Here is a 21,877-nt window from a genome sequence, read left to right as displayed (position 1 = left end):
TCAGCTTTTCAAGCGCGACACCAAAGAGAAAACCCGGCCAAGTGTCGGGTTTTTTATTGCTTTGCGCTACTGTAGTGTTCTGCTCTCGAAGAGGGCACCGGCATGCGCACATTTTTTCACGCGGACAGGAATTCAACTCTCAAAACTGGCGAGGAATTACTGGTTGACGAGAGAGGGTTATCAGTTTTCGGCTCGGTTTACTGGTCGCGGATTCAATCTCAGCCCGATATTGGAGCGGAGGATGCGGTGGTTCGTGAGTTCTGTGCTGAAAATGCTTTGAATATCGTTGATTTTCCATGGTCGAGAAATTGCTCGATTTTCGCCGCTGAAACTGTTGAGCAAGCTATTGAGTTTGCGCGTGCGATAAAGCCAACTCCCATTCGCCCCGTTCCTATCTACGAGATTTTTGCCGCCCGATGGTCTAGGCATGACATGAATTGGCTCGACTATGAAGTCGGGTTGGCTCATCGTATTGAATACGCATGCTCCTATTGGAATGGGCTGGAGTCTAATCATCAGCCTGCAGTGGGCCCGCGCCAGCCGCCGCGGTGGGAAATCCTAATCCCTCTACCGGCAATGGTTGGCAAGCAAGTGGCAACAGCCGTGTTCTAGAACAATCGACGCTTCTCAAGGCCTCGGCATTCGCTGGGGCTTTTTCGGTTTTATGTGGGCGTGAAACCATAGCCAGGATGGACCTGCGGGCGGGGCCTGGACGCGGTATCGCCGGTTTGTCACGCGCTACAGCAGAACACCTGCAGTCTACGTACATAGTCCTCGATTATGCTTGCGGGGTGGCGTTGGCGGGCATCGTGGGAAGAGACGCACGTTATGCGGATGAATGCGCAGGCTGATGCGCAGAGAGCGGGATCGGATTCGATGGTGGATCGACAAACCAACGCGTAGACGAATCAAGCCGGAGACCAGCATCGGCCATCTGCACCTATTTTGAACCCGGCCACCGCGTCGGGTTTTTCATTGGTGATTCCTATACGATTGCATTTGGCGCACCACGCGCCAAAAAACCAATCGCAAGGAGTCGCTATGTTGGAATTTTTTGATGAGCAGGGTGAGCCGGCTGCAACTGTTTCGTTTGCAGATATCAAGGCCCTGGCTCCGCTGACCGAAAATCCAGATCAAACTCTGGAGAAGCTCGGAATAAACGATGAGAGGCTGAAGCAGGTCCTCATCAAGCTCAGCAAGATCGCAAGCTCTCACTGAGCGAGACGTAACTGAAAGCCCGGCCGTGTGCCGGGTTTTTATTGGCCGAGATTCACCTGTAGCCAGGACAGCCCTCGTGACGACCTGGACGCCGATTAGCCGGACAGTACGGCGTACGGAAATAACACCGGCAGCCCGCGCACCTTGACCTAACATGCTTTCCGGGTGGCGCGAGACTTGAACAGCGAGATCGATGCAATAGGGCGTCGACGGTGTGATTGCCTACGGCAGACAGCGGGAAAGACTGCGCACCTATTTTAGGGCCTCAGAAGTCCTTCTTCTTGAAGTTTTGATCGCCCGACTGATCGTTCATTATCGTCAAGATCCCCTTCGAAACTGAATATGTCGTGGAGGCATCGCCTTCTGAATACCTGTTTCGCCAGCGGCCCCATTCCTGGGTGTCGTCCATGAACGCCGACCAGATCACCCGATCACCGCTCACTTGGCAGCGATATTTGAAGGAGTCCCCATCCGGGCGTCTGTAGTGGATTTCTGGATACGGGTCGACGGTGCTGGTTTTCATTGTCTTCGTGGGGCGCCCCATCTCTACGGAGATTGCCGCCTTGCAGATTTCTGCGTTTGTGAAGTCGCCTGCATGTGCTGCGGTCGCGAAGCTAAGCGATGAGATAAGTATCAGCGGGAGTTTTGTTTTCATGCCCTTGTCCTTGGGATTTTTGACAAAGGGATTCTACATGGCCTATGGCCTATTGCTCACGCCCATGGAGTCGAGCGCATGGATTTACTACAGCGCCTGTTCGAGAAGCTCGACTGGGCATTTGCTGGGCTGCTTGGCGCTATAGCCGCAAGCTTCTGGCACCGCGATGATCTGGTAGACCGAAAGGCCTGGGCCATCTTTATTTTCTCGGGTGCCGTCTGCGCCCATTACCTGACGGGTCTGATCAGTGCCTATTTCGGAGTGGTCGAGCCGCGCAGTGTTGCCGGTGTCGGCTTCCTCTTGGGAACCTTCGGCGGATCGCTTATCGCCGCGATCACTCGGGCCATCAAAGCCGCTGACCTCTGGGCGTTCATCCGCCAGCGGTTCGGGGGAGGCAATCCACCATGAATCTTGAACTGATCAATTCCATTGCCTGCGGCATGATTGCCCTGTGGGCATTCTGGTGCGTGGTGAGCGGGAAGGTGAGGGACGGCATCCTTGGGAAACTGATCTACTCGACGATCGCCATCAGCGCATACGTGGTCACCACCCGGCACGACAGCTTCCTGTTCGGCCCGACCACTGCCGGCCTGACCCTGCATATAGCCCTGGCCCTGGCCGGCATTCGACACCTGTTCATGGTCACGTACTGGCAGCGGGTCAAAGCCTGGCTATGTCGGCACCTGAACTGCGAGCACTGCATGGGCTGCGAGAAGAAGCGATAACGCGCGACACGTTTCGCGAATCAGCAAATTGTGTCGCGACGTGTGGCAAGGCTAGCGCCGGGCGGCGAAGCAACTCTGCAACGACTGCTGGTGCTGCGTTATCAACTTATTGATTTCTGAACGCCTCACTTCGGACATATGGCTGTTGTCAGCCCAGGTGAGGCTGCTTTCCAAGCCTTCTATCTCACTCCGTATAGCTTCGCACTGGTCATTTTGCATGGCAGCCAGCTTTGCCTGGGTCGAGGATAGAAGCGAGTCTCGTTGTGCCACTGCTTCCCTCCATTTTTCAAGCAAGTCGCCAAGCTCATTGTTCTGCTTTTGTAATTCCTGATTTCGAACCGTCTGGTTTTCTAAGGCGTTCTTCTGCTGTCCGAAATTCATGCCGCCCACCACCAGGGTGGTGCCGACACCTACCATAAACGTTCCAAATGCTATCGCGGTTGTTAGCCAGGGGGTGCTTGAGCTAACTGGTGTTGGTGCTGCTGGATTTGCGGTGTTGGTCAAACTAATCATCCTTAACTGAGTAGGTTTTGCTATCGAGAACCTGCGGTGCTTGTTCTGCATCGAACGGGCGTGCCGCAGGGTGAGTGCGGCACGGGTGATCACTTCACTCTCAGGGCTTCCTGGATTTGGTCGGCGTATGTAGAGAGGCGTGTCATTTCGACGCTGAGGTTGGTGGAGTCTGCGCCGGAAGCTTTGTAGGCGATCACGGTCAGTGCGGCGGACACAGCTGCGGTTCTGCGCACTTCATTTGAGTAGTCGACATCTCCAGCAACTTTGATGCTTTCGCGAAGATTTTCCATGGTTGTCACCTTCATTGGATTGGATCCACATCAATACCGGCAACAAGCCACTATTTCAAGTCCTGGCCAAGCGAGGCATCAAAATTCAATGAGCATAGTCAGCGGCGAGTACTACCAAATCAAAGGTATGGTGAGTGCTCATGCCTGCCGATGAGCAGGCAGAAGTCCCCCTTGTTGAAGCTCTAGTGTTTGAGCTGGCCAAGTCCTAACAGTTGGCTGCGCTTGGTGTGATACTCGCCTCGATCAAGCTTTCCTTGGAGCCCTGACCATGGGCCTCGGTTACAGCAACCCAGTCTGCAAAGGTGATTGGCGTCTCGGCACTGCCTGCGGCAATTGCGCTCGCTGCGTTATCACCAAGCCCGCACCGCCAGCACCACCGCCCATGCGCACCCCGCTGCCTGCACCGGTCATCCTAAGCATTGGTTCGATGCTGGTGGTGCTGGTCTTCATCATTGGGGTAGCGGTGGGCGCCAAGATGGCAGGAGCGTGGTAACGGCCTGCGGTGGATTCTATGACCAACCTAAAATAGGAAATGCTCGATGCCCCCAAGGCCGCAAAAACCGTGCGCGGCGTTAGGGTGTCGTGCGCTCACACGCAACCCCAGGTATTGCGATGAGCACGTCGGCTTAGGCACGGCGCAGGCAGAGCGCCAGGCTGCCAGGAAGCGTGAGAGCAGCACCCAGCGCCTCTACACATACAAGTGGCAGAAGGCGAGCAAGGGCTTCCTCACTCGCTACCCACTGTGTGCCGAGCATGAGCGCCAAGGCGAGGTTGTCGCTGCCACTGAGGTTGACCACATTGTGCCCCACAAGGGTGACGCGACGATCTTCTGGAACCGGAACAACTGGCAGTCGCTGTGCCATAGCTGCCACAGCCGCAAGACGGCCCGTGAAGACGGCGGATGGGGCAACCCGAGGCGCTGACCGTGGGGAATGCCCGAAAAAGGGCTCAAATGAGACGGATTCCCATCCATGGGGAGGGGGAGGGGCAAAAGTCGAGGGCTTTCGCCTTCTAGACCGTCCGCCCAGCCTTTCTTTCACGACCGCGAAATTAAAAAATCAGGAGTTGCGCGATGGGGGGCACCGCCACGGTCGCCGGCCGTGGTCGCAAACCCAAGCCAACGGCCAAAAAAGCACTCGCCGGAAATCCTGGCAAGCGTGCGCTGAACACGGATGAGCCGCAGTTTTCCACAGTCACGAACATCGACCCGCCGGACTGGCTGAGTGATCGGGCGGCCACGATGTGGCGGATGCTGATACCTGAATTGCTCCGTGAACACGTCGTCGCGCTCACCGATTTGCATAACGTCGAAGCGTTCTGTACTGCGTACGACAAGTGGCGAATGGCTGAAGAGGCTGTCCAGCAGTTTGGGATTGTTGTCGAGTCATCCCAGGGCAGCCCCATGAAAAATCCGGCGCTCACTGCGGCGAACGAATCGATGCGCCAGCTTGTGACGTTTGGGTCGTTACTTGGCCTCGACCCCTCCAGCCGCACCCGAATAATCGGTGGGAACAAGCAACGATCCACCAATGAGTTCGCCAAACTATTGAGTAGCTGATGGCCAAAACTGCCCACCCCAACGTCGACAAGGCGATGGCTTGGGCAAGAACCGTTTTGAAAGGCAAGTTTCCGGCCTGCCGGTACATCCACCAATCGATTCAGAGGCACTTCGACGACGTTGCCGCGAGCCGGCTCAAGTCGTTTCCGTACAAGTTCGACCCCAAGAAAGCCGAGAAAAAGCTAAAGCTGATGCAGCTTTTGCCGCACACCAAAGGCGAATGGGCGTTTAAAAGGCAGCTCATCACCCTTGAACCGTGGCAGTTGTTCGGCCTGGCGTGCACGTTCGGGTGGGTAAAGAAGAAGGGTGGCTATCGCCGGTTCCGGGAAAGTTATTGGGAAGTCCCTAGGAAGAACGGAAAGAGTGTCATCGCCGCCGGCGTGGGCATCGGCATGTTCGTGGCCGACAACGAGTTCGGCGCCGAAGTCTATTCCGGTGCGACCACCGAGAAACAAGCCTGGGAGGTTTTCCGCCCAGCGCGCTTGATGGTCATGCGCTCGCCGATGTTGATCGAGGCGGCCGGTATCGAGGTGAACGCCTCGAACATGAACATACCTTCGGATTGCAGTCGCTTCGAGCCGTTGATTGGCAACCCGGGCGACGGTGCGTCGCCATCCTGCGCGATCATCGACGAGTTTCACGAACACGACAGCGCCGCCCAATACGACACGATGCTGACCGGCATGGGGTCCCGTCGGCAGCCGCTGATGTTCATCATCACCACCGCCGGCGCGAACATCGAAGGCCCATGCTACGACAAGCGCCGCCAAGTCCTGGAAATGCTCAACGGCACGGTGCCGGACCCTGAGTTGTTTGGCTACATCTGGACCCTGGATGAAGACGACGATTGGACCGACCCGAAGAACCTTGCCAAGGCCAACCCATGCATGGGCGTCTCGGTGTTCCAGGAGTACTTGGAAAGCCAGCTCGCCCGCGCAATCCGCTCGGCCAGATTCACTAACACGTTCAAGACCAAACACCTCAACCTGTGGGTGAGTGCAAAAGCGGGATTCTTCAACGTCGAAACCTGGCGGTCCTGCGAAGACAAGACGCTGACTCTGGAGATGTTCGAAGGGCAGGAATGCATCCTGGGTTTCGACCTGGCGCGCAAGCTTGATATGAACTCAATGGCTCGCCTGTTCTGGCGCGTCATCGACGGCAAGACGCATTACTACTCGATCGCCCCGAAGTTCTGGGTCCCCGAGGATACAGCCAACGACACCGACAATAGGCGTATGGCTGAGCGGTTCCAAGCCTGGATCAATACTGGGCACCTGCTCACAACCGACGGCGCCGAGGTGGACTACCGCGAAATTCTTGCCGAGGCCAAAGAGGCGAATCATCTGGCGCCTGTCCGGGAATGCCCAATCGACCCCCACGGGGCAACCGGGCTTTCGCATGACCTTGATGACGAAGGGCTCAACCCCGTCACCATCACCCAGAACTACACCAACATGAGCGACCCGATGAAGGAGCTGGAAGCGGCGATTACCGCCGGCCGGTTCCACCACGACGGGAATCCGATCATGACCTGGTGTATCGCCAACGTGATCGGCAAGTTCCTGCCGGGCAACGACGACGTGGTCAGGCCGATAAAACAGGGCGATGACAACAAAATTGACGGTGCCGTGGCGTTGATCATGGCGATCGGCAGGGTGCTCATTTTGTCCGGTAACAACGAAGGCAACATCAGCGACTTTTTCTCAAGCCCAATTATCGTTGGATAACAGGAATCACCATGAATACAGGCCTCCTCATATTTCTGCTGGCGGCCGTGGCCGGGTTCTGCTTGATGGTTGGCGGAGTCTTCGTTCTGGCCGGTCTGGGGTGGTCCCTGATTGCCGGCGGCGTGGCATTACTGCTCGCCGCCGGCTTTATTCGAAAGGGGCTGACCAGTGAATAAACCCCTGAAGTCCGTGCTTCGACAGGCGCTGTTTAAATCGGCAGAGCCTGGAATCGTGAAGTCATCGCTTGCAGGCTGGGTGGGGCGGCGAATCGGCCTGGGCGACGCTGCTTTCTGGAACGGTTTCTACGGGACGGACTCCGCATCTGGCAAAACGGTCAGCCAGCAAACCGCGTTGCAGCTGTCCACGGTGTGGGCCTGTGTTCGGCTCATTGCTGAAACCTTAGCGACGCTGCCGATTGCGCTCTATGAAGATAAGAACGGTGTGCCAACCGTAGCCTCATCGCACCCAGTTCATCGTGTAATCAGTATCCAGCCGAACGCTGACCAAACGCCGGTGGAGTTCTGGGAATGCGTTGTGGCCAGCCTATTGTTGAGCGGCAACAGCTTCAATGAACCCCACCTGGTGGGGCGTGAACTTTCTTCGTTGGAGTTCTTGCTGCCGCAATCGGTGTCGCCGCCGAGGCGTACCAGTAGCGGGGCGATTGAATACCGCTTTACGGACAGCGAAGGCAAGCCGCACACGCTGCTGGACGAACAGATGATGCACACCCGCGGTTTCGGCACCGATCCACTTTGCGGCCTGAGCCCTCTAGCCATGGGGCGCAATGTGTTCGGCGCAGCGATGGCGGCTGATGAATCGGCGAGCAAGATGTTCGCCAATGGCATGAAACTCGGCGGTGTGCTTTCCACGGATCAGATCCTGAACAAGGCCCAGCGAGAAGACATTCGCGAAGACATGGCCGCCAAATTCGCTGGCGCCGTCAACACCGGCAAAACCATGGTGTTGGAAGCGGGCATGAAGTACCAGCAGGTGTCGATGACACCTGAAGACGCCCAGATGCTTCAGACACGGGCCTTCAACGTTGAGGAGATCTGCCGCTGGTTCCGCGTTCCACCCTGGATGGTTGGCCACACTCAGAACAGCACCAGCTGGGGAACCGGCATGGAGCAGCAGATGATCGGCTTCCTGAGCTTCACCCTGTTGCCATGGATGAAGCGCATCGAGCAGAGCATCAACCGGCGCCTGCTTCGTCCGGATGAACGCCGCCGCTTCTACGCCAAGTTCAACCCTGAAGGCTTGTTACGGGCCGACAGTGCAGCTCGGGCTGCCTTCTATAGCTCCATGACGCAAAACGGCATCTACACCCGCGACGAATGCAGGATCAAGGAGAACCTAGCGCCAAAGGGTGGCAACGCCGACCAGCTAACAGTGCAATCCAATATGTTGCCAATCGACAAGCTTGGCGAAGGCTCGGGCGATGCGCAGCAAGCGCGCTCGGCGCTCTTGGACTGGCTCAACGACAAACCCAAGGGGAACCAGGAATGAGACATAAGGACCAGTCCCTGGCGGTTAAGTACCGCTCATTTGACTACGACGTAAAGGCTGTCAGCGATGACGGCCTTTTTTCTGGCTATGGATCCGTGTTCGGTGTGGTCGACAGCTACAACGAGGTGGTGGCGCCAGGGGCTTTCCTCGAGTCCATCGCTGACGCCAAGGTCAAAAGCCGGACGTTCCCGGTGTTGTGGCAGCACCGCACTGGCGAGCCGATCGGCAGTTGGGATATCGAAAGCCTGAAAGAGGATGAACGCGGCCTGTTCGGTTCCGGCGATCTATGGCTGGCGGACGCACCCTATGCCCGCATCGCTTTTCGTGGGATGCAGTCGCGTTCTATCACTGGCTTGTCGATCGGGTACTACGTGCGCGATTCCAAGTTCGACGAGAAGACGCGGGTTCGCACGTTGACCAAGCTCGACTTGGTGGAAATTTCGATTGTGACCGTGCCGGCGAACGACGAGGCACGCACTGACACTATCAAATCGAAGCTGGCCCACGGCGGCCTCCCTTCGATGCCCGAATTTGAGCTGCTCCTGCGCGAGGCAGGCTTCTCGAAAACTCAGTCTGCGGTGATTGCCAATCGCGGACTGCAGCACCTGCTCCGGAGCGAGTCCGAGGGCGACCTGGCAGCCATCGAAATCGTCGAGGCGCTTAAATCGCGCCCGGCGCTGGTTCTCCCTTCTTTTTGAGGATTCACCATGCATAACGTCATGAGCAACGACGCTCGCGCCGAGCATCGTCAAATGCAGCGTAAGGAACACGCTGGCGATCAGATTCAGCTGAAAGCAGTCAATGATCTGCTCGATCAGCGGGACAAGGAAATCAAGGCCTTCGCCGAAAAGGCAAGTCAAGAAATCAAAGAACACGGCACCATTCTCGCTGACACCAAAACTGTCCTGGATGGTTTGGTGAAGGATGGCCTGGGCCTGCAAGATCGTTTGAGCGAGATCGAGCAGAAGATGGCGCGCCGCTTCTCCGCGAATGATCCGAGCGATCAGAAGTCTTTCGGTGAGCAGCTCGCCGAGTCCGACAGCTTCCAGAACCTGGTCAAAGAAGATCACGGCCGGGCCCGTCTGCGTCTGAAAGCGGTCACCAACATCACCAGCAGCACCTCGGGTACCGGCGGTGTAGGCGTGGGCATTCAGCCGACCCGGGTGCCGGGGATCATTACCGACCCGGAACGTCAGTTCACTATCCGTGACCTGATCATGCCTGGTCGCACCTCCTCGAACGCCATCGAGTTCGTGCAGGAAACCGGCTTCCAGAACATGGCTGCTCCCCAGGCGGGCGAGGGTGCTCTCAAGGCTCAATCCGACCTGTCGTTCGGTCTGGTGACCACCACCGTTAAAACCATCGCTCACTGGTTCCGGGCTTCGAAGCAGGTGCTGTCGGACATCCCGCTTCTGCAAAGCTACATCAACGGCCGCGCGATCTACGGCCTGAAGTACAAGGAAGAGGAACAGATCCTCGCGGGCGACGGCACCGGCCAAAACTTGCTGGGCCTGATCCCGCAAGCCACAGCATTCAACGAAGCCTTGCGCAAAGCTGGCGACACCAAGATCGACACCCTGCGCCGAGCCATCCTGCAGGTGCGCGTCGCCGAATACCGCGCCTCGGCAATCGCCTTGAACCCGGTGGACTGGGCCGATATCGAGCTGACCAAGGACAGCACCGGCTCCTACATCTGGGTCAATGTTCAAGAAGGCGGCGTTCAGCGGCTGTGGAAGCTGCCGGTGGTGGACAGCAACGCCGTCCCTGAAGGCGAGTTCCTGGTAGGCGCGATGAACATCGCGGCCCAGGTGTTCGACCGTGAAGATGCCGCTGTTGAGGTCTCGACCGAAGATGGCGACAACTTCCGCACCAACATGGTCACCATCCGTGCCGAGGAACGTCTGGCGCTGGCGGTTTACCGTCCTGAGTCCTTCGTACACGGCGAGTTCGAAGATCCGACGCCGTAATCGCGACTGTTTTCCTCTCACTGATCAGGAGCGCGCCCGGGCGACTGGGCGCGATTTGCCATGCCAGAGATTCAACTGACAACCAAAAAGGGCTTCCTCAATGGCCATGTATATGCCAAGCGAGGATCTGAAATCACTGCTGATGAGTTTCGGGCGGCTGAGTTGCACCGTCTCGGCCTCGTCGAGGATTACGACGTGAAACAGGCCGAAGAGGTTGAAAACAAAAAATCGCCGGACCCTGATAACAAATCGGCGCCCAAACCAGGCACCAAGAAGAAGGCCGAGTAATCATGAGCGTGATCAGCATCGATCTAGCAATGAAGCACCTTCGGGCGGAATCCGAGGATGTCGAAGACGTTCAGTCGAAGCTTGATAGTGCTGAAAGCGCCGCCCAGAAGTTCTTGCAGCGCCGGTTCTATGCAGACGCTGCTGCATTGTCCGAGGCCATCGCCGAAGTTCCGGCCGCGCGTCTCGCTGCTCGCACGGCATACGACTTGGCTGTCACGGCAGCGGAAACGGTAGAAAACTGGGATGACCGCTGCGCAGCTCTTACTGATGCACAGTTCGTGTTTTCCGAGGCATTGCGAGATTGCACCGCTGTGGCCCGCGGGATGGTCATAAACAAATCCATCGTCGCGGCCTGCCTGCTCACCCTCGGCCACCTCTGGGCGAACCGGGAGGACGCTGTGACAGGAATCAATACCTCTTCTGTCACGGAGCTTCCCCATGGCTCGCGCTCATTATTGCAGCCCGATAGAGTTTCGATGGGGGTTTGAATGGCTTACCGAGAGCCCGGAGCTGGCGAGCTCAACAAGCACGTAACGCTTCGCCGTCGCGCCGATGTGCCAGCACCTGACATGGGTCTGGATTCTCTGTTTTCAGAGCTAAACCCACGCTGGGCGAAGATTGAACCGGTTGGATCTGCTGTCTATACCGACAGCGCGCAAACCGAAAACAAAATTACGCACCGTGTGTTTCTGCGCTATCGAACTGGTATCACGACCGCCTATGAGGTGGTGCATCAAGGGACACTGTACCGAGTGAAACGTGGCTTCGATATGAACGGGCGAGGCAGATTTGTTGTGCTTGAAGTCGAAGAGCTCGGTCTGCTTAAGCCTGGAGGGGGCATCTATGTCTAACTCCGCCTCAATCGACGGTTACCTCCACGTCGAGGGCTTCGACAACTTCGAGCGCGACGCCTTCGATAAGCGAAAGATCCGGGCGGGCATGCGCAAGGTCGGCCTCCTGATCACCCAGCGCGCCCAGATGAACCTGGTGCTGGGCAAAGGCCAGGACGGCTACCCGGTCAACCGGACCGGTGCGACGGTCGAATCGGTTTCCTTCAAGGTTTCCCGCTCCGGCTTCCTGGTGCGGATCTCCCCGACGAAAACGTCGGCCATGGAAGAGTTCTACCCGGCATATCTGCACTACGGCGTGAAGAAAGGCCGAAAGCTCGGGAAGCTTGCGCCTGGCCAAGGTAAAGGCAAATCGAATCGCCGAGCCAAGGGAGCCCGGGCCGCGGCGCTTGCCGAACGAGCATCAGGCGAATGGCGCATCAAACCCCGCGACAACTACATGGCCGACGCCCTGCAGGACTCTGCCTCGCAAGTTCAATCGATTCTCTCGGCAGCTTTCGCCGCCGCCCTGGGCTGATAACTGCCCCAACGGACCCAAGCATGAAACTGAACCCCATCGTTGCCCATATCCGGGAGACGTGCCCGACCTTTGCCGAACGTGTCGCAGGCGGCATCGACTGGGATGCCGTCGTGGATAGCGCGCAGCTTGCTTTGCCGGCTGCCTACGTAATCGCCACAGCGGATGCGGCGAAGCCAAGCAAGGCGCAGAACATGGTCATCCAGGACATAACCGACCAGTTCAACGTGGTGATAGTCCTCGCTACATCCGACGAGCGAGGGCAGGAAGATAACGACCAACTGCACGACATTCGCGCCGAGCTCTGGCGGTCGCTGGTTGGCTGGGAGCCTGGGCCGGACTACACCCGCATCGAATACGGCAAGGGCGCATTGCTGCACATCAGCCGCGCCCGGGTCGTTTATCAGTTCACCTTCTTCTCGGAATTCCAGCTCGGCCGAAACCGCCCGAGCGACCCAGCCGAGACCTGGCAGGAATATCAGCTCGACGGCCTGCCAGGCTTCACCGGCGCAAACATCAATATGGACTGCATCGACCCCGCAGACCCGAACCTGAAACGACCCGGCCCGGACGGGCGCATCGAAGCGCAATTCACTGGAGACGTAACACCATGACCAATCGCATCACTGTGGTGCCGGCCTCTGGCCGTTCTGTGCCCGACCCGGAGGCCGGCGACCTCTTGCCGAAGGAAGGTCGCGAGGTTCCCGATAACGCGTGGTGGCGCCGCCGTCAGGCCGATGGCGACGTGACGCTCAAAGCCGAAAAGGCCCCATCCACAAAAGCCGGCACGCTGGCGAAATCTGAGGAAGCGCAATAATGGCTATCGGATTCAGCAACATCCCTGCCGACATCCGTGTGCCGCTGTTCTACGCGGAGATGGATAACTCGGCGGCCAACAGCGCGTCGTCGGCCATGCGCCGGTTGATCGTCGCCCAGGTCAACGACAACGCGACCAGCGAAAGCATCGGCCAACTGGTTCTGGTATCGAGCGTGGCACTGGCAAAGGAAATCGGCGGCCAGGGCTCGATGCTCGCCGCGATGTATGAGACCTGGCGCAAGGCTGATCCCATCGGGGAAATCTGGTGCCTGCCATTGCAGAACGAAACCGGCGCCCTGGCGACGGCTACCGTCACCATCACGGGCGCCGCGACCGAGGCCGGCCTGCTGAACCTGTATGTCGGCGGTACCCGCGTTCAGTCCGTCGTGCCCTCGGCGGCTACTCCGACCGTGGCGGCTGCGGCCCTGGCGGTGAAGATCAATGCCACACCGGACTTGCCGGTGACCGCGGCTGCGGTAGCTGGCGTGGTGACCCTGACCAGCAAGTGGACCGGGGAAAGCGGCAACGACATTTCCGTGGCCATGAACCGCCTGGGCAAGTCCAACGGCGAGACGACCCCGGCGGGCCTGACTGTGGTAACCACGGCCATGGCTGGCGGCGTCGGTGTGCCAGACCAAGTGGACGCTGCGGCGGCGCTGGGTGATGAGCCGTTCGAATTTATCTGCATGCCGTGGTCGGACACGACCAGCTTGAACGTCTGGAAGGACACGATGGACGACAACACTGGCCGTTGGTCCTGGGCCAAGCAGTTGTTCGGCCATGTCTACAGCGCCAAGCGCGGCACCATCGGCACGCTGGTGGCGGCCGGCCAGGCGCGCAACGATCAGCACGTCACCCTCCAGGCCGTCGAGCCTGGCGTGCCGCAACCGGTTTGGGTGCAGGCGGCGGCCCTGGCGGCGCGCACAGCGGTGTTTATCTCGGCGGATGCCAGTCGGCCCACTCAAAGCGGCAGCCTGCCGGGCCTGGACCCGGCGCCGGCGAGCGAGCGCTTCACGCTGACCGAGCGTCAGTCCCTGCTGACCTACGGCATCGCGACGGCATACTACGAGGGCGGGTACGTGCGCATTCAGCGCTCGATCACCACCTACCAGAAGAACCCCTACGGCCAGGCGGACAACTCCTACCTGGACAGCGAGACCATGCACCAGTCGGCGTTCATCATCCGGCGGATGCGCAGCGTGATCACCAGCAAGTACGGCCGCCACAAGCTGGCGAGCGACGGTACCGCGTTCGGCGCCGGCCAGCCGATTGTCACACCGGCGGTGATCCGTGGCGAGCTGATCGCGCAGTACGCCAAGCTCGAGCTGGAAGGGCATGTGGAAAATGCCGAGTTGTTCGCGCAACACCTGGTAGTGGAGCGCGACACCCAGGACCCGAGCCGGATCAACGTGCTGTTCCCGCCCGACTACATCAACGGCCTGCGCGTCTTCGCGCTGCTCAACCAGTTCCGCCTGCAATACGACGAAGCGGCGTAACCCCGACCCACGACACCCAGCCCGCCCAGCGCGGGCTTTTTCATTCTGGAGACACAGACCATGGGTCAAAAAGTAGCGGGCACCGTTTACGTAAAGGTGGACGGCGAACAGCTGACTATCACCGGTGGCGCGGAAGCGCCGCTGATGGATAAGAAGCGCGAAACAATCTACCCAGGCTTTTTCAAGGAGGAAGAGCTGGCGGCGTACCTGAAGATGACGGCGATCCACACGCCGAACTTTCCGATCAAGGCCCTCACAACCGGTCGCGACATGACCATCACCTGCGAGTTCAGCAACGGCACGGTCTACGTCTTGGCCGGCGCCTATCTCGTGGACGAGCCCACCTCGAAAGGGGACGACGGCACCATTGAACTGCAATTCGACGGCATCAAAGGGAGCTGGCAATGAGTCAAGTTCAAAAACTCCAGGTCGCGATCGATGCTCACGGCGAGCCGCTGAGCGAGCTCACTCTGCGCCGGCCCACTGTGCAGGAAGTGCGGGCAATCAAGGCGCTGCCGTACAAGATCGACAAGAACGAGGAAGTCAGCCTGGACATGGACATCGCCGCGAAATACATCGCGGTCTGCGCCGGCATCCCACCGTCCTCCGTGAACCAGCTGGACCTGGTCGACTTGAACGCCTTGAGCTGGATGGTCGCCAGTTTTTTCATGAGTGCGGCGTCGCAGCCATCGGCGACCTGATTGCAGCCGCCTATGACCTGGCCTGGTTCTGGAAGGTTGACCCCGAACAGATGATGGCCAGGCCACTGGATGTGCTCCGCGAATCCCTGGAGCACGCCCAACGAATTAACGCAGCCCAGCAGGTGCAGTGATGGCGGACAAGTTCCAGCTCAAGGCGTTGATCACCGGCGTCGACAAGCTGTCGCCGACGCTGGCGGGCATTCGCAAAAACGTTGCGGGTTTCCGCAAACAGATGAATAGCTCGGGCCTGGGTAATATCGGGTTCAAGGATCTTGTCCAGGGCGGGGCGTTTGCCGCTCCGTTCATCGCCGGCGCGAGAGCCGCGATGGAATTCGAAACGGCCATGGCCGATGTTCGAAAAGTCGTCACCTTCGAAACGCCCAAGCAGTTCGAACAGATGGGCCAGGATGTCCTGGACATGTCTGAGCGGCTGCCGATGGCGGCGACCGGGATTGCGGCTATCGTCGCCGCCGGGGGGCAGGCCGGCTTCGCCGCGGGGGAGCTGAAGCAATTCGCCGAAGACGCCGTGAAGATGGGTATCGCTTTCGACCAGACCGCTGAACAGTCCGGCGACATGATGGCGAAGTGGCGGACGTCCTTCAAACTGACGCAGCCAGAAGTGGTAAAGCTGGCTGACCAGATCAACTACTTGAGCAACGTGGGGCCATCGTCGGCCGCGCAGATCTCCGACATCGTGACCCGCATTGGGCCGCTCGGTGCTATTGCGGGCCTGGCCTCCGGCCAGATCGCAGCGATGGGCGCAACCCTGGCGGGCGTGGGCGTGCCCAGCGAAGTCGCGGCTACCGGCATGAAGAACTTTATGCTGGCGCTGACGAAGGGTGGGGCGGCCACGAAACAACAGGCCCAGGCCTTCAAGTCGCTGCGCCTGGATGTGAAGAAAGTCGCCCAGAGCATGCAGAAGGATGCGCAAGGCACGATTGAGAATGTGCTTGAGCGCATCGCCAAGGTGGACCCCGCCAAGCAGGCAGGCCTGTTGACTGAGTTGTTCGGCACTGAGTCGGTGTCTGCTATCGCTCCGTTGCTGACCAACTTGGATCTGCTGAAGAAAAGCTTCGCCGCGGTCGGCGCCGGTGGAAAGTTCGCCGGATCCATGGAGGCGGAATTCGCCGCACGGTCCAAGACCACTGCCAACGCCATGCAACTTCTGACTAACAAGGTCAATCGGCTTGGTGTAGAGGTGGGCAGCGCTTTGCTGCCGCCGTTCAACGATTTCATGACACTGGTGGGGCCGCTGGTTTCCAGTCTCGCCTCACTGGCTTCACAGCACCCTGGCTTGATCAAGGGGGTGCTTGGCGCGGCGGTGGCCTATGGCGTGTTGCGCGTTGCGGTTACGGCGGCAATCTTTGCTATGAAGCTGCTGGACGGGACTATGAAAAGGTCCGTCGTGGGCCTCGCCGTCATGGGCATCGCGCTAGCAGCCGGGGTTCTCATTGCCAACTGGTCCATCGTGGCGCCGTACTTCGAGCGTGTATGGCAGCTGATTCAGGGCCCAGTACTTGCCGTTTGGGATTTCTTCAAGGCCTTCGCCAATTGGGGACCCATTGCCCTGATCAGGAAAAACTGGGAACCGCTAACCGAGCTTTTCGCAGCCACCTGGAATCTAGTGATGGCGCTTTCGACCCCGGTGATGGAGCACCTCAAGACCATGTTCGACTGGTCGCCACTGGGGATGATCATCAATAACTGGGGGCCGATCACGGCCTGGTTCCAGCAGTTGTGGGAAAAGCTGCGGCCCATCATCGAACCGATCATGAAGTGGTTCGGTGGCGGGGATGGCGGCGAAGGGATCATCCAGAACGCCACCGACAAAGTGAACGCGTTCACCGAAGCCCAGCAGAAACGCAACGCGGGTGCCGGTGGCGGTACGGGGGAGCTGTTGCTGGCAGATGCTACGCAGTCCGCTGCAGCACGCCAGGCGATGAACAACCAGGCGTTTGGCATCAGCAACAACCAGCTTTTACAGCAGACCGCTGCCACCAACGGCCAAAAGCTCAACGGCGAACTCAACATCAACCTGAACGGCGCACCGCCGGGCACAACGATCGAGCAGCCGAAAACCAACCAGCCAGGGCTGAACATCAAGCCCAACGTCGGTACCCGTACCGTTGGCGTCATGAAGGGGTAGAGCATGGCAAGTGATTGGCGCAAGCAACTGTTGCCAGCGTCGTTCCGCGGGATCAGTTTCTTGATCCCACAGGCGTCGGTCCCGGTCGGCCAGAAGGGACAGCTTCACGAATACCCACAGCGGGACGAGCCATTCTTCGAACAGCTCGGCAAGCAGGCCCAGGTCCACACCATGACGGCGTGGGTGATTGGTGATGATTGTTTCGAGCGGCGCGACAAGTTGCTGGAGGCTTTGCAAACGCCAGGCCCGGGCGAACTGGTTCATCCCTGGCTGGGCCGCATGCAGGTGAAGGTCGGCGATTGCAACCTGTCTCACCAGCTGACCGCCGGCGGTATGGTCAGCTTTGATCTGACTTTCTACCCAGATAAGCCGCTGACTTTTCCTACTGCCAAGGTCAACAGTCAGCAGCAGGTGGTTAAAGCCTCTGACAGCCTTTTGGATTCATCCCTGGCTCGCTACAAGGCAGCCATGTCAAAAGTCGACCAGGCGCGCCTTGGCTTCATCAGGTTGCGCAACAGCCTGTCGAACGTCTACACGATCATTCAGCAGCAGTTCGCCCCATTCGTTGGGGTGTTTACCAATCTGTCGGGGTTCGTGCAGTCGTTGATGAACGCGCCGGACTCGCTGTCGTCGCTGTTCTCCAGCTACTTCAAAGACTTTTCGATCCAGGACAGTGCCTTCTCAGACACCAGTTCGAGCTATCGCGCCGCGGTGGCCACCACCACCCAACAGGCCGAGGCGGTGGCCAGCATCAATACCGTGAGCCAAGTTGGCGGCGTGGACGCGGTGGCTGCGTCCCAGGCCACTGCCAACCTGGTGCAGGACGCGCTGCTGGTTCAGATCGCGCTCATCGTGAGCGAGATGCCGATCGCATCGCAGCCGGTGGCAACCGTCTCGACGCCTTCGGTCGAACAGCAAGCGGTTCTCCCGCTGGTTCGCCCCGAAGTGCCAGTGGCTGATGATGTGATCGAGTTGCGCGATGGGCTCAACGAGGCGATTTACGAAGCTTCGCTCAAGGCCGACTCGGCGCATTACGTGGTGTTGAACACGTTGCGCCAGGCCCTGGTCAAGCACCTGACCGCCGTCGCTGAATCCGGCGTTCGCCTGGTGGATATAACTCCGCCTGAAACCGCCTCCGCTCTGGTGCTCGCGTACCGCCGTTTCGGCGATGCGACCCGGGCCAGTGAGGTAGTGCAGCGCAACCGAATCCGGCACCCGGGTTTCATTCCGGCGGCGCCGATCAAACTCGCCCAGAGGTAACCCATGGCCGAAGATCAAAACACTGTCAGCCTTACGGTTGACGGTCTGGATTATTCCGGCTGGAAATCGGTGGAGATCACCGCCGGCCTGGAAGACCAGGCCCGGTCTTTCTCCCTGAGCATCACCTGGAAGTGGCCTGGGCAGGATGTCGCGGTGCCGATCCGGCAGGGCGCGAAATGCCAGGTGCGTATCGGCGATGACCTGGTGTTGACCGGCTGGGTGTTTTCCACACCGATTGACTACGACCATCAGAAGATCACGACCACGATCAGCGGCCGCTCGCTGACGGCGGATCTGGTTGACTGCGCCGCGGTGAACAAGCCAGGGCAGTGGACCAACCAAAGTGTGCTGACCATCGTCAAGGCGCTCGCGGCGCCTTATGGCATATCCGTGCGCAGCGAGATCCCCGAGGGGGCGAAGCTTTCCGACCACACCATCGAGCCGGGCGAGACCGCCTTCGAATCCATTGACCGCTTGCTGACGCTGTTCCGGGTGTTCTCCACCGATGACGCGCGGGGGGTGGCGGTGCTGGCCAGGCCTGGCAGCGAGGGGCGGGCCTTCGATCATCTGGAGGTCGGCAAGAACATTCTCACCGGCGGCGCGCCGCTGGACTTCTCCGGTGTGTTTTCCGAATACCAGGTGCTCGGCCAGCGCTCAGGTACAGACGATGAATTTGGCGAGGCGGCTGCCGAAGTGTCGGCGGTCCTGACGGATGACCGGACCACCCGCAAGCGCGTGCTGATCATCCAGGAGTCGGGCCAGATGACCAACGAGCTTGCCCAGGCACGGGCTAACTGGGAGCGCGGCACGCGCATGGGCAAGGCGCTGGCCACCACCTACACCGTACAAGGCTGGCGGCAAACCAACGGGGCGCTCTGGAAGCACAACACGCTGGTTCGCGTGATCGATCCCATCATCGGCTTTGACCGGTGGATGCTGATCGCCCGGGTGACCTACACGCTCACCGAGGCCGGCATGATCACGAAGATGGAGGTCGGTCCGCCGGACAGCTTCGAGCCGGAACCGCATGACCCGCACAAGAACCGCAAATTGAAGAAGGGCGGCAAGGCCGACAACTTCGAATACCTGATCCCCGCGGACTACGAGCCAAAACAATGACCGTGAAAAACATGCTGGCCCGCGGCACCGTGGTGCTCGTCGACGCCCTGAAGAAAATGCAATCCCTTCAACTGCGGCTCACCGCTGGCGAACTCAAGGACAACGTCGAGCACTTCGAACCCTATGGCTTCACCAGCAATCCGCTGGCTGGCGCTGAAGTACTCACGGCGTTCATCGCTGGTGATCGCTCCCACGCGGTCGTGCTTGTTGCTGCCGATCGCCGGTACCGCATCCAGGAACTGGAGTCCGGCGAAGTGGCGATTTACACCGACGAGGGCGACAAGATCCACCTCAAGCGTGGCCGGATCATCGATATCGAAACTGAAACGCTGAACATCAAGGCCAGCGGTTCGGTGAACTTCGACACCCCGACCATCACCCAGACGGGCCAGATCGTGTCGCAGGGCGACCAGGTGGCCGGTGGGGTCAGCCAAATCGGCCACGTCCACACCAGCACCCAGCCGGGTAGCGGGCAGAGCGGTGCACCCGCGCCGGGGGCATGATGATTATTCCGAGCACTGTCGAAGCCGCGCTGATTCGTGCGGTGGTGATCAGCCTGTACACCTGGCGCCGGGCTGAAGTTGATGACCCGGTAGACGATGACGAACTGTACGGCTGGTGGGGGGACAGTTACCCCGTGTTTGCTGATGACCGTATCGGTTCGAGGCTGTGGTTGCTGCGCCGAGTGAAACTCACGGACGCCACCCAGCGAGACGCTGAGTACTACGCCGCAGAGGCTTTGCGCTGGCTGATCGATGACGGCCAGGTCTTGGACGTCGCGATTAGCAGCGCCCGGGCCGGCATCGATCGGTTAAACCTTGGCGTGGTGCTCACGCTGACCACCGGCGCCAAGCTTGAAATCCAACCCACCCCTTCCTGGCAGGTGATCTATGCCGTTTGAAACGCCATCGTTGCCGGTGTTGGTGGATCGCACCCAAAGCGATCTGACCAGTGACGCCCTGCGCCGATCCGACGCGCAGGTGTTGGCCCGTACCTTAGCGGGCACTGCCTACGGCCTGTACGGCTATCTTGACTGGATTGTCGAACAGATCCTGCCCGACCGTGCCGATGAAGACACGTTGGAGCGCATCGCACAGCTTCGTTTGGGACAGCCCCGCAAACCCGCCCAGCCCGCCGAAGGGGCGGTCAGTTTCCAGGCGGCGGCTGGCGCCGTGCTCGACGCTGACGTAGTGCTCCAGGCCGGTGATGGCCGGAGTTACCGCGTGGCTGCCAGCGTGACCACCGTAGCCGGACTAAACACCGCCCCCGTCGAAGCGGTGGACGCTGGCACGCTGGGCAACGCCGACGCTGGGTTGTCGCTGACCCTGGTGCAGCCTGTGTCAGGGGTTACCAACGCCTTCACCGTGCTGTCGCCAGGCCTGCTTGGCGGCATCGCCGAGGAAAGCGTCGAGGCGCTACGCGCGCGGGTGGTCAGGTCCTACCGCATCATTCCGCATGGCGGCTCGGCGGACGACTATGAGACCTGGGCGCTTGAGGTGCCAGGGGTGACCCGGGCCTGGTGCCGGGGCAATTATCTGGGCCCCGGCACCGTTGGCCTGTTCATCATGCGTGACGAAGACCTTGACCCGGTGCCCACCCCAGCGCAATTGGCCGAAGTGAAGGCCTACATCGAGCCTCTGCGGCCGGTGACAGCGGAGCTATACGTGTTGGCGCCGGTACGGGTGCCGGTCGCCTACAGCATCCACCCGGTACCGGACACCACAGCAGTGCGTGCCGCGATCACCGCTAACCTGATCGACCTGCATGACCGCGAGGCTGGCTTGGGAAGCACTCTGTTAATCAGCCACATCCGCGAAGCGATCAGCGGCGCGGCAGGGGAAACGGATCAAACCCTGACGGTGCCGGCGGCCAATGTCCCCGCCGCGGCCAATCAGTTATTGACCTTTGGGGGCATCACATGGCTGTAGCGCGAACCGCAGAGCAGTACCGCCGCCAGCTGCGCGGCCTACTGCCTTCTGGCCCTGCCTGGGATCCCGAGCTGGTGCCGGAAATCGACCTGGTGTTGACGGGGGTATCCGTCGAGTTCTCGCGCCTCGATGCCCGGGCTGTTGACCTTCTCAACGAGATTGACCCGGCGGGCGTCAGCGAACTGGTTCCGGACTGGGAGGCAATCATGGGGCTGCCTGACCCGTGCTTGGGTCCCAATCCCGCTTTTGAAGATCGTCGGCTCGCGGTACGTCGTCGGTTGGTCGAGGTGGGCGGGCAGAGCCGGGCGTATTTCATCGAGATCGCCGTAAGCCAGGGCTACCCGAACGCCACGATTACCGAGCATCGAGCGCCGCGCTTCGGTCGTGCGCGCTTTGGCTCGGCGCACTTTGGCACGTGGAACGCCCAGTTCATGTGGACGCTCAATACGGGCGGCCGGCAGCGCCAGGGTCGGCGCTTTGGCGTTAGCTACTGGGGGGAGCGCTTCGGTGCGAACCCGGGCAACCCGCTCGAATGCACCATCCGGCGCCCGGCTCCGGCACACACCGTTGTGCACATCAATTATGACTGAGAGGTAGG

30 protein-coding genes are annotated in these 21,877 nt (G+C 59.8%); 27 read left to right on the top strand and 3 right to left on the bottom strand.

Going from position 1 to position 21,877, the window contains the following annotated elements:
- Positions 1-102: 102 nt before the first annotated feature.
- Complete coding sequence (locus J3P84_RS23760) at positions 103-612, top strand: hypothetical protein (RefSeq protein WP_434626214.1); 510 nt, start codon at positions 103-105, stop codon at positions 610-612.
- 429 nt (positions 613-1,041) lie between these two features.
- Complete coding sequence (locus J3P84_RS23755) at positions 1,042-1,218, top strand: hypothetical protein (RefSeq protein WP_434626213.1); 177 nt, start codon at positions 1,042-1,044, stop codon at positions 1,216-1,218.
- Positions 1,219-1,483: 265 nt separating this feature from the next.
- Here J3P84_RS23755 and J3P84_RS23750 read toward each other — a convergent pair whose 3' ends face one another.
- Positions 1,484-1,873: a hypothetical protein gene (locus J3P84_RS23750; RefSeq protein WP_434626212.1), complete on the bottom strand. Its 390-nt coding sequence runs from the start codon at positions 1,871-1,873 to the stop codon at positions 1,484-1,486.
- A 78-nt stretch (positions 1,874-1,951) separates the two neighbouring features.
- Here J3P84_RS23750 and J3P84_RS23745 point away from each other — a divergent pair, with 78 nt between their 5' ends.
- Positions 1,952-2,281, top strand: a complete 330-nt coding sequence (locus J3P84_RS23745; RefSeq protein WP_434626211.1) for an MFS transporter — start codon at positions 1,952-1,954, stop codon at positions 2,279-2,281.
- A complete protein-coding gene (locus J3P84_RS23740; RefSeq protein WP_028236773.1) occupies positions 2,278-2,598 on the top strand; it encodes a hypothetical protein in 321 nt (106 codons plus the stop codon). The genes J3P84_RS23745 and J3P84_RS23740 overlap by 4 nt, the downstream gene beginning before the upstream one ends.
- Positions 2,599-2,649: 51 nt before the next feature.
- Here the strand turns inward: J3P84_RS23740 and J3P84_RS23735 are convergent, their stop codons facing one another.
- Positions 2,650-3,204: a hypothetical protein gene (locus tag J3P84_RS23735; protein ID WP_434626210.1), complete on the bottom strand. Its 555-nt coding sequence runs from the start codon at positions 3,202-3,204 to the stop codon at positions 2,650-2,652.
- Positions 3,201-3,401: a hypothetical protein gene (locus J3P84_RS23730; protein WP_434626208.1), complete on the bottom strand. Its 201-nt coding sequence runs from the start codon at positions 3,399-3,401 to the stop codon at positions 3,201-3,203. The genes J3P84_RS23735 and J3P84_RS23730 overlap by 4 nt, the downstream gene beginning before the upstream one ends.
- A 539-nt stretch (positions 3,402-3,940) precedes the next feature.
- Here J3P84_RS23730 and J3P84_RS23725 point away from each other — a divergent pair.
- From J3P84_RS23725 to J3P84_RS23615, 23 genes are all read left to right on the top strand, one after another.
- Complete coding sequence (locus J3P84_RS23725; protein WP_434626207.1) at positions 3,941-4,324, top strand: HNH endonuclease; 384 nt, start codon at positions 3,941-3,943, stop codon at positions 4,322-4,324.
- A gap of 149 nt (positions 4,325-4,473) precedes the next feature.
- Entirely contained in the window at positions 4,474-4,959 is a 486-nt protein-coding gene (locus tag J3P84_RS23720) for a phage terminase small subunit P27 family (protein WP_434626206.1), read from the top strand.
- Positions 4,959-6,686, top strand: coding sequence for a terminase large subunit (locus tag J3P84_RS23715; protein WP_434626205.1), 1,728 nt, complete (start codon positions 4,959-4,961; stop codon positions 6,684-6,686). The genes J3P84_RS23720 and J3P84_RS23715 overlap by 1 nt, the downstream gene beginning before the upstream one ends.
- A gap of 11 nt (positions 6,687-6,697) precedes the next feature.
- Positions 6,698-6,862 carry a hypothetical protein gene (locus J3P84_RS23710; RefSeq protein ID WP_434626204.1) on the top strand — a complete coding sequence of 55 codons (165 nt, stop codon included), beginning with the start codon at positions 6,698-6,700 and terminating at the stop codon, positions 6,860-6,862.
- Complete coding sequence (locus J3P84_RS23705) at positions 6,855-8,192, top strand: phage portal protein (RefSeq protein WP_223472882.1); 1,338 nt, start codon at positions 6,855-6,857, stop codon at positions 8,190-8,192. Before J3P84_RS23710 ends, J3P84_RS23705 begins: the two co-directional genes overlap by 8 nt.
- Positions 8,189-8,890: an HK97 family phage prohead protease gene (locus tag J3P84_RS23700; RefSeq protein ID WP_434626203.1), complete on the top strand. Its 702-nt coding sequence runs from the start codon at positions 8,189-8,191 to the stop codon at positions 8,888-8,890. Before J3P84_RS23705 ends, J3P84_RS23700 begins: the two co-directional genes overlap by 4 nt.
- 9 nt (positions 8,891-8,899) lie before the next feature.
- The gene (locus tag J3P84_RS23695; protein WP_434626202.1) at positions 8,900-10,159 is read left to right on the top strand and encodes a phage major capsid protein; all 1,260 of its coding nucleotides are present in this window, start codon (positions 8,900-8,902) and stop codon (positions 10,157-10,159) included.
- A 60-nt stretch (positions 10,160-10,219) separates the two neighbouring features.
- Entirely contained in the window at positions 10,220-10,447 is a 228-nt protein-coding gene (locus J3P84_RS23690) for a hypothetical protein (protein ID WP_434626201.1), read from the top strand.
- Between the two features lie 2 nt (positions 10,448-10,449).
- Complete coding sequence (locus J3P84_RS23685) at positions 10,450-10,935, top strand: head-tail connector protein (protein ID WP_434626200.1); 486 nt, start codon at positions 10,450-10,452, stop codon at positions 10,933-10,935.
- Entirely contained in the window at positions 10,936-11,298 is a 363-nt protein-coding gene (locus tag J3P84_RS23680) for a phage head closure protein (RefSeq protein WP_434626199.1), read from the top strand.
- Positions 11,291-11,812 carry a hypothetical protein gene (locus tag J3P84_RS23675; protein ID WP_434626198.1) on the top strand — a complete coding sequence of 174 codons (522 nt, stop codon included), beginning with the start codon at positions 11,291-11,293 and terminating at the stop codon, positions 11,810-11,812. Before J3P84_RS23680 ends, J3P84_RS23675 begins: the two co-directional genes overlap by 8 nt.
- Positions 11,813-11,835: 23 nt before the next feature.
- On the top strand, positions 11,836-12,426 hold the full coding sequence (locus tag J3P84_RS23670) for a phage tail terminator protein (protein ID WP_434626197.1): 591 nt from the start codon (positions 11,836-11,838) through the stop codon (positions 12,424-12,426).
- Entirely contained in the window at positions 12,423-12,629 is a 207-nt protein-coding gene (locus tag J3P84_RS23665) for a DUF2635 domain-containing protein (protein WP_434626196.1), read from the top strand. Before J3P84_RS23670 ends, J3P84_RS23665 begins: the two co-directional genes overlap by 4 nt.
- Positions 12,629-14,125: a phage tail sheath subtilisin-like domain-containing protein gene (locus tag J3P84_RS23660; protein ID WP_434626195.1), complete on the top strand. Its 1,497-nt coding sequence runs from the start codon at positions 12,629-12,631 to the stop codon at positions 14,123-14,125. Before J3P84_RS23665 ends, J3P84_RS23660 begins: the two co-directional genes overlap by 1 nt.
- 60 nt (positions 14,126-14,185) lie before the next feature.
- The gene (locus J3P84_RS23655; RefSeq protein ID WP_434626194.1) at positions 14,186-14,533 is read left to right on the top strand and encodes a phage tail tube protein; all 348 of its coding nucleotides are present in this window, start codon (positions 14,186-14,188) and stop codon (positions 14,531-14,533) included.
- Positions 14,530-14,826 carry a phage tail assembly protein gene (locus J3P84_RS23650; RefSeq protein WP_434626193.1) on the top strand — a complete coding sequence of 99 codons (297 nt, stop codon included), beginning with the start codon at positions 14,530-14,532 and terminating at the stop codon, positions 14,824-14,826. The genes J3P84_RS23655 and J3P84_RS23650 overlap by 4 nt, the downstream gene beginning before the upstream one ends.
- A 130-nt stretch (positions 14,827-14,956) precedes the next feature.
- Positions 14,957-16,972 carry a phage tail tape measure protein gene (locus J3P84_RS23645; RefSeq protein WP_434626192.1) on the top strand — a complete coding sequence of 672 codons (2,016 nt, stop codon included), beginning with the start codon at positions 14,957-14,959 and terminating at the stop codon, positions 16,970-16,972.
- 3 nt (positions 16,973-16,975) lie between these two features.
- A complete protein-coding gene (locus J3P84_RS23640) occupies positions 16,976-18,232 on the top strand; it encodes a DNA circularization protein (protein WP_434626191.1) in 1,257 nt (418 codons plus the stop codon).
- A gap of 3 nt (positions 18,233-18,235) precedes the next feature.
- Positions 18,236-19,351 (top strand): phage baseplate assembly protein, encoded by a 1,116-nt coding sequence (locus J3P84_RS23635; protein WP_434626189.1) that lies wholly within the window; start codon positions 18,236-18,238, stop codon positions 19,349-19,351.
- Entirely contained in the window at positions 19,348-19,854 is a 507-nt protein-coding gene (locus J3P84_RS23630; RefSeq protein ID WP_434626188.1) for a phage baseplate assembly protein V, read from the top strand. The genes J3P84_RS23635 and J3P84_RS23630 overlap by 4 nt, the downstream gene beginning before the upstream one ends.
- The gene (locus J3P84_RS23625) at positions 19,854-20,252 is read left to right on the top strand and encodes a phage GP46 family protein (protein ID WP_434631508.1); all 399 of its coding nucleotides are present in this window, start codon (positions 19,854-19,856) and stop codon (positions 20,250-20,252) included. Before J3P84_RS23630 ends, J3P84_RS23625 begins: the two co-directional genes overlap by 1 nt.
- On the top strand, positions 20,242-21,279 hold the full coding sequence (locus J3P84_RS23620) for a baseplate J/gp47 family protein (RefSeq protein ID WP_434626187.1): 1,038 nt from the start codon (positions 20,242-20,244) through the stop codon (positions 21,277-21,279). Before J3P84_RS23625 ends, J3P84_RS23620 begins: the two co-directional genes overlap by 11 nt.
- A complete protein-coding gene (locus tag J3P84_RS23615; protein ID WP_434626186.1) occupies positions 21,270-21,869 on the top strand; it encodes a YmfQ family protein in 600 nt (199 codons plus the stop codon). The genes J3P84_RS23620 and J3P84_RS23615 overlap by 10 nt, the downstream gene beginning before the upstream one ends.
- Positions 21,870-21,877 lie beyond the last annotated feature (8 nt).

The organism is Pseudomonas sp. Z1-29, assembly GCF_051131995.1.
In the GTDB taxonomy this organism is placed as follows: Bacteria; Pseudomonadota; Gammaproteobacteria; order Pseudomonadales; family Pseudomonadaceae; genus Aquipseudomonas.
This window is presented reverse-complemented; position numbering and strand designations above follow the sequence as displayed.

Bases quoted from the DNA above. Each gene is read 5' to 3' on its own strand.
- J3P84_RS23655 (WP_434626194.1), top strand. From the start codon at position 14,186: ATGGGTCAAAAAGTAGCGGGCACCGTTTACGTAAAGGTGGACGGCGAA.
- J3P84_RS23695 (WP_434626202.1), top strand. From the start codon at position 8,900: ATGCATAACGTCATGAGCAACGACGCTCGCGCCGAGCATCGTCAAATG.
- J3P84_RS23635 (WP_434626189.1), top strand. From the start codon at position 18,236: ATGGCCGAAGATCAAAACACTGTCAGCCTTACGGTTGACGGTCTGGAT.
- J3P84_RS23740 (WP_028236773.1), top strand. From the start codon at position 2,278: ATGAATCTTGAACTGATCAATTCCATTGCCTGCGGCATGATTGCCCTG.
- J3P84_RS23700 (WP_434626203.1), top strand. From the start codon at position 8,189: ATGAGACATAAGGACCAGTCCCTGGCGGTTAAGTACCGCTCATTTGAC.
- J3P84_RS23650 (WP_434626193.1), top strand. From the start codon at position 14,530: ATGAGTCAAGTTCAAAAACTCCAGGTCGCGATCGATGCTCACGGCGAG.
- J3P84_RS23665 (WP_434626196.1), top strand. From the start codon at position 12,423: ATGACCAATCGCATCACTGTGGTGCCGGCCTCTGGCCGTTCTGTGCCC.
- J3P84_RS23755 (WP_434626213.1), top strand. From the start codon at position 1,042: ATGTTGGAATTTTTTGATGAGCAGGGTGAGCCGGCTGCAACTGTTTCG.
- J3P84_RS23685 (WP_434626200.1), top strand. From the start codon at position 10,450: ATGAGCGTGATCAGCATCGATCTAGCAATGAAGCACCTTCGGGCGGAA.
- J3P84_RS23615 (WP_434626186.1), top strand. From the start codon at position 21,270: ATGGCTGTAGCGCGAACCGCAGAGCAGTACCGCCGCCAGCTGCGCGGC.
- J3P84_RS23715 (WP_434626205.1), top strand. From the start codon at position 4,959: ATGGCCAAAACTGCCCACCCCAACGTCGACAAGGCGATGGCTTGGGCA.
- J3P84_RS23645 (WP_434626192.1), top strand. From the start codon at position 14,957: ATGGCGGACAAGTTCCAGCTCAAGGCGTTGATCACCGGCGTCGACAAG.
- J3P84_RS23640 (WP_434626191.1), top strand. From the start codon at position 16,976: ATGGCAAGTGATTGGCGCAAGCAACTGTTGCCAGCGTCGTTCCGCGGG.
- J3P84_RS23670 (WP_434626197.1), top strand. From the start codon at position 11,836: ATGAAACTGAACCCCATCGTTGCCCATATCCGGGAGACGTGCCCGACC.
- J3P84_RS23680 (WP_434626199.1), top strand. From the start codon at position 10,936: ATGGCTTACCGAGAGCCCGGAGCTGGCGAGCTCAACAAGCACGTAACG.
- J3P84_RS23725 (WP_434626207.1), top strand. From the start codon at position 3,941: ATGCCCCCAAGGCCGCAAAAACCGTGCGCGGCGTTAGGGTGTCGTGCG.
- J3P84_RS23660 (WP_434626195.1), top strand. From the start codon at position 12,629: ATGGCTATCGGATTCAGCAACATCCCTGCCGACATCCGTGTGCCGCTG.
- J3P84_RS23630 (WP_434626188.1), top strand. From the start codon at position 19,348: ATGACCGTGAAAAACATGCTGGCCCGCGGCACCGTGGTGCTCGTCGAC.
- J3P84_RS23710 (WP_434626204.1), top strand. From the start codon at position 6,698: ATGAATACAGGCCTCCTCATATTTCTGCTGGCGGCCGTGGCCGGGTTC.
- J3P84_RS23720 (WP_434626206.1), top strand. From the start codon at position 4,474: ATGGGGGGCACCGCCACGGTCGCCGGCCGTGGTCGCAAACCCAAGCCA.
- J3P84_RS23625 (WP_434631508.1), top strand. From the start codon at position 19,854: ATGATTATTCCGAGCACTGTCGAAGCCGCGCTGATTCGTGCGGTGGTG.
- J3P84_RS23730 (WP_434626208.1), bottom strand. From the start codon at position 3,401: ATGGAAAATCTTCGCGAAAGCATCAAAGTTGCTGGAGATGTCGACTAC.
- J3P84_RS23690 (WP_434626201.1), top strand. From the start codon at position 10,220: ATGCCAGAGATTCAACTGACAACCAAAAAGGGCTTCCTCAATGGCCAT.
- J3P84_RS23675 (WP_434626198.1), top strand. From the start codon at position 11,291: ATGTCTAACTCCGCCTCAATCGACGGTTACCTCCACGTCGAGGGCTTC.
- J3P84_RS23750 (WP_434626212.1), bottom strand. From the start codon at position 1,873: ATGAAAACAAAACTCCCGCTGATACTTATCTCATCGCTTAGCTTCGCG.
- J3P84_RS23760 (WP_434626214.1), top strand. From the start codon at position 103: ATGCGCACATTTTTTCACGCGGACAGGAATTCAACTCTCAAAACTGGC.
- J3P84_RS23620 (WP_434626187.1), top strand. From the start codon at position 20,242: ATGCCGTTTGAAACGCCATCGTTGCCGGTGTTGGTGGATCGCACCCAA.
- J3P84_RS23745 (WP_434626211.1), top strand. From the start codon at position 1,952: ATGGATTTACTACAGCGCCTGTTCGAGAAGCTCGACTGGGCATTTGCT.